Genomic DNA, 8,631 nt, shown 5'->3' on the forward strand with positions numbered 1-8,631 from the left:
CTGGGCGTCAGCCCGGAAATTGCCCGTCGGGATGCCGAAGGTATGGAACACCACGTCAGCGAAGAGACGCTGGTGAAGTTCCGCGAATTTACGCTCAAATATGGCCCCGCCGCTGAATGAACATCCCCGGCTTGCAGGCCCTGAAACGCGATCGTTTTTTCCATCTTTTACTTATCACTGGCGTTGGGCTCAGCGTCTTTGTGCCCTTCACGCCGCACACCTGGCCGGCGGCCATAGACTGGCGCACCATTATTACCCTGAGCGGTTTGATGATGCTCACCAAAGGCGTAGAGCTGAGCGGCTATTTTGACGTGCTGGGGCGCAAAATGGTGCGCCGCTTCGCCACCGAGCGCAAACTGGCTCTGTTCATGGTCTTTTCGGCGGCGCTGCTGTCGACGTTCCTCACTAATGACGTAGCGCTGTTTATCGTGGTGCCGCTTACGCTCACGCTGCGTAAGCTGTGCGAAATACCGGTTACCCGTCTGATTATCTTTGAAGCGCTGGCCGTCAATGCAGGCTCGCTGCTCACGCCGATCGGTAACCCGCAGAACATTCTGCTGTGGGGACGCTCCGGCCTGTCGTTTACCGCATTTACCTGGCAGATGGCGCCGCTGGCGCTGGCGATCGTGGCGACGCTGCTGGTGGTGGGCTGGTTTGCTTTCCCGAATAAATCGTTGCAGTACCACAGCGGTACCACCGGCCCCCAGTGGCAGCCGCGTCTCGTCTGGAGCTGCCTGGGACTGTATATCGTTTTCATTACCGCGCTGGAGTTAAACCAGGCGCTGGCGGGCGCGCTGCTGGTGGCGTGTGGCTTCCTGTTCCTCGCCCGGCGGGTGCTGGTGAGCGTTGACTGGACGCTGCTGCTGGTGTTTATGGCGATGTTTATTGACGTCCATCTACTGATCCAGCTCCCGGTATTGCAGACCGTTCTCCATAGCGTCAGCGGTCTGTCGCAACCGGGACTATGGCTGACGGCGATTGGTCTCTCGCAGGTGATCAGTAACGTGCCGTCCACCATTTTGCTGCTTAACTATGTTCCCCCAACGGTACTGCTGGCGTGGGCGGTCAACGTCGGCGGCTTTGGGCTGCTGCCCGGCTCGCTGGCCAACCTCATCGCCCTGCGGATGGCCAACGATCGCCGCATCTGGTGGCGCTTCCATTTATGGTCAATCCCGATGCTGCTCTGGTCTGCGGCGGTCGGTTTCGGACTATTCCTTCTCATATAGTGCGCAATTTGTCAGTTTTTCCTGGCAAATGTATAGCAACGTCCTAGCTTTAGTGAACGGCATAGTGTGATGCCGCTCACTGACAGGACCGTTGCTGAACTATGGCAGAAGATCAAAATCCACCTGCTGACGAGCAGGATCAAAACAATAACGAGCGCAAGCGCCCGGGCAAAAAACCGTTAATTATCCTTGGCATCGTGGTCATCGTGATGGTGATCGTGGCGCTGGTCTGGTGGTTTTTGACCCGTAACGAAGAGACCACCGACGACGCCTTCACCGACGGCGACGTAGTGACCATTGCCCCAAAAACGGCAGGCTACGTTACCGAACTTCGCGTGCGGGATAACCAGCGTGTAAAGAAAGGGGATGTGCTGGTGGTGATCGATCCGCGTGATACCACCGCCCAGCGCGATCAGGCTCAGGCCCAGCTTGGGCTGGCGGTTGCGCAGTTGCATCAGGCGCAGGCGCAGCTGGCGCTCTCGAAGGTGCAATATCCCGCCCAGCGCGATGAAGCCAAAGCCCAGGTACTGAAAGCCCAGGCGGATATGGCCAACGCTCAGGCGGAGTACCGCCGTCAGCGCGGCGTTGACCCCCGCGCGACCACACAACAAAGCATCGATGCCGCGAACGCTCAACTGCGGAGTGCCCAGGCGGATCTGGCCAGCGCGCAGGCGCAACTGGAGGTGGCGGAGCAGGTCCAGTTGCAAATCCGCCAGCAGGAGACTAACGTCGAAGCCCGCGAACGGCAGGTCGATCAGGCCAGAGCGCAGCTGGAAACCGCCAACCTGAACCTCTCTTATACCGAAGTCCGCGCCCCGTTCGACGGTTTTGTCACCAAACGCAACGTCCAGCCTGGTACGCTGGTGCAGGCAGGCACGGCACTGTTCTCGCTGGTTTCCCCGAACGTGTGGGTGGTGGCGAACTTCAAGGAGTCGCAGCTTGAACGTATGAAGCCGGGCGACAAAGTGACCGTGTCCGTCGATGCCTGGCCGGATATGGCGCTCGAAGGCCATATTGACAGCATCCAGCAGGGCAGCGGCTCGCGCTTCTCCGCCTTCCCGTCGGAAAACGCCACCGGTAACTTTGTGAAGATCGTTCAGCGCGTGCCGGTGAAAATCGTCATTGATAAGGGGCTGGATCCGAACAAACCGCTGCCGCTGGGGCTGTCGGTTGAACCGAAGGTCACCGTGGAATGACGGACAGCAGCCACGAAAACTGGAAGCCCGCCAGTAACCCGTGGGCGGTGGCGATTGTGGTCACCCTGGCGGTGTTTATGGAAATTCTGGACACCACCATCGTCAACGTGGCGCTGCCCCACGTCGCGGGATCGCTCTCGGCCAGCTATGACGAATCTACCTGGGTGCTCACCAGCTACCTGGTGGCGAACGGCATCGTGCTGCCGATCTCGGCCTTCCTGAGCCGGCTGTTTGGACGCAAGCAGTTCTTCCTGATCTGCATTGTGATGTTCACCATCTGTTCGTTCCTGTGCGGCATCGCCACCGAGCTTTGGCAAATCATCCTGTTCCGTGTGATGCAGGGCTTTTTTGGCGGCGGGTTGCAGCCCACGCAGCAATCGGTGCTGCTCGATTACTTCAAGCCGGAGGACAGGGGCAAAGCCTTTGGCCTTTCATCCATTGCCATTATCGTCGCGCCGGTACTTGGCCCGACGCTGGGAGGCTGGATCACCGATAACTACTCCTGGCGCTGGGTGTTCTTTATCAATATTCCGGTAGGGATTGTGACGGTGCTGGCCATCTATCAGCTGCTGGAAGATCCGCCGTGGGAGAAAAAGTCGGAAGAGAAGCTCACCGTCGACTGGACGGGGATCGGCCTGATCGCTCTCGGACTTGGCTGTTTGCAGGTGATGCTCGACCGGGGCGAAGATGATGACTGGTTCTATTCGAACTTTATCCGCACCTTCGCGGTACTGACGCTGGTCGGCATTATCGGCGCGATCTACTGGCTGATGTATGCCAAAAAGCCGGTGGTGGATCTGCACTGTATGAAGGATCGCAACTTTGCGATCTCCAGCCTGCTGATGGCGGGGATGGCGATGATCCTGTACGGCAGTTCGGTGGTTATTCCGCAACTGGCGCAGCAGGATTTGGGCTATACCGCCACCTGGTCCGGGCTGGTGCTCTCGCCCGGCGCGGTGCTGATTGTGCTGACTATTCCGCTGGTACTGAAGCTGATGCCGGTGGTGCAGACGCGCTGGATCATCGCCTTCGGCTTTACCTGCCTGGCGGTGTCGTTCTTCTGGTCCCGGACGCTGACACCGGATATCGATTTCGAAACGCTGGTGCTGTTCCGCAGCGCCCAGTCGATTGGACTCGGGTTCCTGTTTGTGCCCCTCACCACCATCGCCTTTATCTCGATCCCGAGGCGGCTTAACGCCGACGCGGCGGCGCTGTTTACCATGTTCCGCAACGTGGCCGGCTCGATTGGGATTTCGCTCTCGACGGCGGCGATCACCGAGCGCTCGCAGGCGCACAGCGCGCATCTGGCTTACCACGCTTCGCCGTTTAATGAGCAGTTCCAGCTGGCGATACGCGAAAGCGCCCAGGCGATCCAGAACTTCACCACTCAGGTGGGCGATCCGACCGGCATTGCCACCGGGCGGATGTACCAGACCATGATCGAGCAGTCGCGCTTTCTGGCCTACATCGACGTCTTCACCATTCTGAGCGCGGTGGCCTTCTTACTGATTCCGTTTTGTTTGTTGCTCTCGCCGGTTAAGAGCGAGGGGAGTGCAGGAGCACACTGATGATACACAGACGTTTACACCCCCTGATGATAATGACACTGCTGGTGGGCTGCGCCGTCGGGCCGGACTACCAACAGCCTGCACCGCCCGCCACCACGCACTGGAACGATAAGGGCGACGGCGCGGTGAAATCGCAAACGTCCTCCGCCGCCACCAACCCGCGCTGGTGGAAAACCTTCGGCTCGCCGCAGCTCGACAGCCTGATTGAACGCGCCATCGCCGGAAATCTGACGCTACAGCAAACGGTATTGCGCATTGCCGGCGCGCGCGAACAGATTAACCAGGCCGGCGGGGCATTTTTCCCGTCGGTGAATGGCAATGTGCAGGCGACGCGCCAGCAGCTTGGGCTGGAAGGGGAGCTGAAATCCCACGGCGTGTATGACCAGTTGAATAATGTCGATCCGCAGTTGCGAAGCGCGTTAGGCCCGCTGACGCAGCCGATTAACCTCTATCAGGGCAGCTTCGACGCTCAGTGGGAAATCGACCTGTGGGGCAAGGTGCGCCGTCAGGTAGAAGCGGCCGAGGCGCAGCAGCGGGCGGCGATCGAGCAGCGTAACGATGCGCTGGTCTCGCTGGAAGCCGAAGTGGCGCGGGCGTGGCTACAGCTGCGAGGGGCGCAGAGCATCATTGCCACGCTTAATACGCAAATTGAAAGCGCGCAGCAGACGCTGGATCTGACCGAAAGCCGCCAGCGGGGCGGGCTGTCACCGCAGATGGACGTAGAAAACGCCCGGGCGCAGCTGGGCAATCTTGAAGCCCAATTGCCGCAGTATCAGGCGCAGGAACGTCAGGCGATGAACGGGCTGGCCATCCTGCTCGGCAAACCGCCGGGGGCGCTGGATGCCGAATTACAATCCGTGCAGCCGATGCCAGCGTTGCCGGATATTGTGCAAACCGGCATTCCGTCAACGCTGGCGCGTCGTCGCCCGGACGTGCGCGAAGCCGAGGCGAACCTCCATGCCGCCACGGCGCAAATTGGCGTCTCGGTAGCCGAACTGTTCCCAAGCTTCACCCTCTCCGGGCAGTTTGGCCTGCGTAACAGCGAATCCGGCTGGCTGACCGACTGGAGCAGCCACTTTTACAGCTTCGGTCCGCAGGTCTCCATCCCCATCTTCCAGGGCGGTCGGCTGGTCTCCAGCGTCAAGGTGGCCCGCGCACAGCAAGGGGCGGCGGTGCTGGACTATCGTCAGACGGTGCTGACGGCGCTCGGCGACGTTGAAAACGCGCTGGTGAGCTATCGCACTGACCAGCAGCGTGAGGCGGGCCTGGCGAAAACCATCGACGCGCTGCAAAACGCTTTTGATCTCGCCAGCGACAGCTACCGACAGGGGATCGCCAGTTTTATTGACGTGCTGGACGCCCAGCGTCAGCTCGCTCAGGCCGAACAGCAGCGGGCGCAGGCGCAGGTGCAGAGCGCGCTTGACCTGGTGGCGCTCTACAAAGCCCTCGGCGGCGGCTGGGAGCCGTATCAGCAGGTTCAGCTGCCAGACTACAGCGTCTTTGGCGATGCCCCGCGCGGATAGATTCAGAGGATTGGGCAAGAAACGGACAGGAACGCCACATTCGCGATGGCTGGGGGGCGGGTATAACTAACAGACACCCAATCGACATGCGAGGAAAGCGTTATGCGTTATCAAAAACTGGGCAATACCGGACTGTTTGTTTCTGAACTCTGCCTCGGCACCATGACCTTCGGCGGCGAGGGCGGCATGTGGGGCAAGATTGGCCAGCTAAGGCAAAACGAAGCCGAGCAGCTGGTGGGCCGCGCGCTGGACGCGGGCATCAACTTTATCGACACTGCCGACGTCTATTCGGAAGGACGCTCGGAGGAGATCCTCGGGCAGGCGCTGAAAAACCTGAACGTTCCACGTGAAAACGTGGTGGTCGCCACAAAGGTGTTTGGTGAAACGGGCACGGCGGGAGTGAACTCACGCGGCGGCTCGCGCTATCACATTATCGACAGCGTAAAGAACAGCCTGCGCCGCCTGCAGCTCGATCATATCGATCTCTATCAGCTGCACGGTTTCGACCCCGCGACCCCCATTGAGGAGACGCTTTACGCACTGGATAACCTTGTGCAGCACGGTCACGTGCGATACATCGGCGTCTCGAACTGGACTGCGTGGCAGATTGCCAAAGCGCTCGGTATTTCTGAACGTCTTGGGCTGGCGCGTTTCGCATCGTTGCAGGCGTATTACACCATTGCCGGACGTGACCTGGAGCGCGAGTTGGTGCCGATGATGCAGAGCGAAGGCGTCGGATTGATGGTCTGGAGCCCGCTGGCGGGCGGCCTGCTGAGCGGAAAATACGGTCGTGACGGGCAGAGCGAAACCGGGGGCCGCCGTCTGGAATTTGACTTCCCGCCGGTGAATAAAGATCGCGCCTTCGACTGCGTGGACGTAATGCGCGTCATTGCCGAGCGTAGGGGCGTCTCCGTGGCGCAAATCGCGCTGGCATGGCTGCTGCATCAAAAAGCGGTGACCAGCGTCATTATTGGTGCGAAACGCGTCGATCAGCTGGACGATAATATTGCCGCCACCGGGATCCGCTTAAGCGAAGACGAGCTTAAACAGCTTGATGCCGTCAGTGCGCTGCCGCGCGAATATCCAGGCTGGATGCTGGAGCGGCAGGGGGAATACCGTCGTAGTCAGCTCGCGCAGCAGTAACCTTCCTTTTCCCCGGAGGCGCTTCGCTTACCGGGGCTACTATCTCTGGTCTTTATTTCAACCCACCTCACAAAAAATGCTCCTTCTCTTTGCCTGATGTTTCATCTCGATCTATATGACTAGTCATTAAATTTAAATGACTAGTCATATAGGGAGAGACCATGAACAAATCACTGCCAGCCAACTTTTTATGGGGCAACTCGGTATCCAGCATGCAGACGGAAGGGGCATGGAATGAGGGCGGGAAGGGGATGTCGGTATATGACATTCGGGAAGCAGGAGAAAACATCTCCGACTGGAAAGTGGCGACCGACTCCTACCACCGCTACCGGGAAGATTTCGATCTAATGCAGGATCTGGGCATGAACTGCTACCGCTTCCAGATCTCCTGGAGCCGCGTCTGCCCGCAGGGTGACGGCGAGTTCAACGCCGAAGGTATCGCGTTTTACGACCGCTTTATTAACGATCTGCTCGCCCGCGGTATTGAGCCGATGGTCTGCCTCTACCACTTCGATATGCCGCTGGCGCTGGCGCAGGAGTACAACGGCTTCAACGAACGCCGGGTGATGGAGGCCTTTATCCGCTACGGCAAGAAGATGATCGACTGCTACGGCGATCGCGTGAAGTACTGGCTGACCTTCAACGAGCAGAACATTTTCCATATGCCGGAAGCTTTTCGCATTTCCGGTTACATGAAAGGCGAGCAAACCCTGCGCGAGCTGTATGAGCTTCAGCACCATGCGATGGTGGCGCACATGACTCTGACCGAATACCTGCACCAGACTAAGCCGGGCAAGCTGATGGGCGGCATGCTGGCGCACCAGTTGATTTATCCAGCCACCTGCAAACCGCGTGATATCTTCTGCGCCCAGCAGTACGACGAATTCCTCAACCAGAACCTGCTGCGCGTCTTCGCGGGACAGGGCTACAGCCCGGCGGTGATGGCGGTGGTGGAGCAGGAGGGCTTCGGTGATATCTACCGCGCAGACGATCTCGCGCTGTTTGCGCGCACGAAGAACGACTTTATGGCCTTCAGCTATTACGCCAGCAAAACGCTGGACAGCGATGCCATTCCTGAAGGCACGCCGGTGAACCATTACCTGCTGCATGGCGAGAAAAATAACCCGTACCTGAAAGCCACCGAGTGGAACTGGCAGATCGACCCGCTGGGCTTTCGCACCATCATCACCCGCTATGCCAACGACTGGCGGATGCCGGTATTCCCGATTGAAAACGGCATCGGCGTGATCGAGTCCTGGGACGGGGTAAACCCGATCGAGGACACCTACCGCATCGACTACCACCGGGCGCACATCGAGGCGATGAAAGCGGCAATATTCGAGGACGGGGCAGAGGTAATGGGCTACCTCGGCTGGGGCTTAATCGACATTCTCAGCTCGCAGGGTGACATGCGTAAGCGCTACGGCGTGGTCTACGTCAACCGTGAAAATCACGACCTGAAAGACCTTAAGCGCGTGCCGAAGAAGAGCTACGCGTGGTTAAAACAGGTTATCCATACTAACGGACGCGAGATGTAAGCCGTACGCTGCCGGGCCGTTTTTGTGACTGATTGATGGGAATACTCCGCTATGTCTGAAACAAAAATAACACCGCACATGCAGTCTTTTGTCGATAAATTTGTTGAGTTCTCGGCGCGCCTGGCAAACCAGGTACACCTGCGATCCCTGCGGGACGCTTTCGCCACGGTGATGCCGATTTTCATCCTCGCCGGTCTGGCGGTGCTGGTGAACAACGTCGTGTTTCCATGGGTGCTGGAAGGCGACACGCTCACGCAGTTTAAAGTGTGGGGCGAGGCGATTATCAACGGCACGCTTAACATCGCCGCGCTGCTGCTGGCGCCGATGATCGCCTGGTCGCTGGCGCGTAACAAAGATTTCGACAATCCGGTCTCGGCAGTGGTTATCGCCGTCAGCAGCTTCATCATCATGATGCCGATGCGCTTACAGATTACGCC

At 59.0% G+C, this 8,631-nt stretch carries 6 protein-coding genes and 2 pseudogenes; all 8 read left to right on the forward strand.

What is annotated here, in order from left to right; translation table 11 throughout:
* Positions 1-120, forward strand: a pseudogene (locus HP459_RS18855) (iron dependent repressor, metal binding and dimerization domain protein); the annotation flags it as partial.
* Complete coding sequence (locus HP459_RS18860) at positions 117-1,226, forward strand: anion transporter (protein ID WP_023299650.1); 1,110 nt, start codon at positions 117-119, stop codon at positions 1,224-1,226. The pseudogene HP459_RS18855 and the gene HP459_RS18860, both read left to right, overlap by 4 nt.
* 101 nt (positions 1,227-1,327) lie before the next feature.
* Complete coding sequence (locus tag HP459_RS18865) at positions 1,328-2,422, forward strand: HlyD family secretion protein (protein ID WP_171936636.1); 1,095 nt, start codon at positions 1,328-1,330, stop codon at positions 2,420-2,422.
* On the forward strand, positions 2,419-3,990 hold the full coding sequence (locus tag HP459_RS18870; protein WP_022647529.1) for a DHA2 family efflux MFS transporter permease subunit: 1,572 nt from the start codon (positions 2,419-2,421) through the stop codon (positions 3,988-3,990). Before HP459_RS18865 ends, HP459_RS18870 begins: the two co-directional genes overlap by 4 nt.
* The gene (locus tag HP459_RS18875) at positions 3,990-5,513 is read left to right on the forward strand and encodes an efflux transporter outer membrane subunit (RefSeq protein ID WP_023299652.1); all 1,524 of its coding nucleotides are present in this window, start codon (positions 3,990-3,992) and stop codon (positions 5,511-5,513) included. The genes HP459_RS18870 and HP459_RS18875 overlap by 1 nt, the downstream gene beginning before the upstream one ends.
* 102 nt (positions 5,514-5,615) lie before the next feature.
* Entirely contained in the window at positions 5,616-6,656 is a 1,041-nt protein-coding gene (locus tag HP459_RS18880) for an aldo/keto reductase (protein ID WP_058646138.1), read from the forward strand.
* Between the two features lie 161 nt (positions 6,657-6,817).
* The gene (locus HP459_RS18885) at positions 6,818-8,194 is read left to right on the forward strand and encodes a glycoside hydrolase family 1 protein (protein ID WP_022647532.1); all 1,377 of its coding nucleotides are present in this window, start codon (positions 6,818-6,820) and stop codon (positions 8,192-8,194) included.
* Positions 8,195-8,245: 51 nt separating this feature from the next.
* Positions 8,246-8,631: pseudogene (locus HP459_RS18890) on the forward strand (PTS sugar transporter subunit IIC); the annotation flags it as partial.

The sequence above is a fragment of the Enterobacter sp. CM29 genome (assembly GCF_013179605.1).
In the GTDB taxonomy this organism is placed as follows: domain Bacteria; phylum Pseudomonadota; class Gammaproteobacteria; order Enterobacterales; family Enterobacteriaceae; genus Enterobacter; species Enterobacter intestinihominis.

Coding starts and splice junctions, on each gene's coding strand:
- HP459_RS18875 (WP_023299652.1), top strand. CDS start 3,990: ATGATACACAGACGTTTACACCCCCTGATGATAATGACACTGCTGGTG.
- HP459_RS18865 (WP_171936636.1), top strand. CDS start 1,328: ATGGCAGAAGATCAAAATCCACCTGCTGACGAGCAGGATCAAAACAAT.
- HP459_RS18885 (WP_022647532.1), top strand. CDS start 6,818: ATGAACAAATCACTGCCAGCCAACTTTTTATGGGGCAACTCGGTATCC.
- HP459_RS18860 (WP_023299650.1), top strand. CDS start 117: ATGAACATCCCCGGCTTGCAGGCCCTGAAACGCGATCGTTTTTTCCAT.
- HP459_RS18880 (WP_058646138.1), top strand. CDS start 5,616: ATGCGTTATCAAAAACTGGGCAATACCGGACTGTTTGTTTCTGAACTC.
- HP459_RS18870 (WP_022647529.1), top strand. CDS start 2,419: ATGACGGACAGCAGCCACGAAAACTGGAAGCCCGCCAGTAACCCGTGG.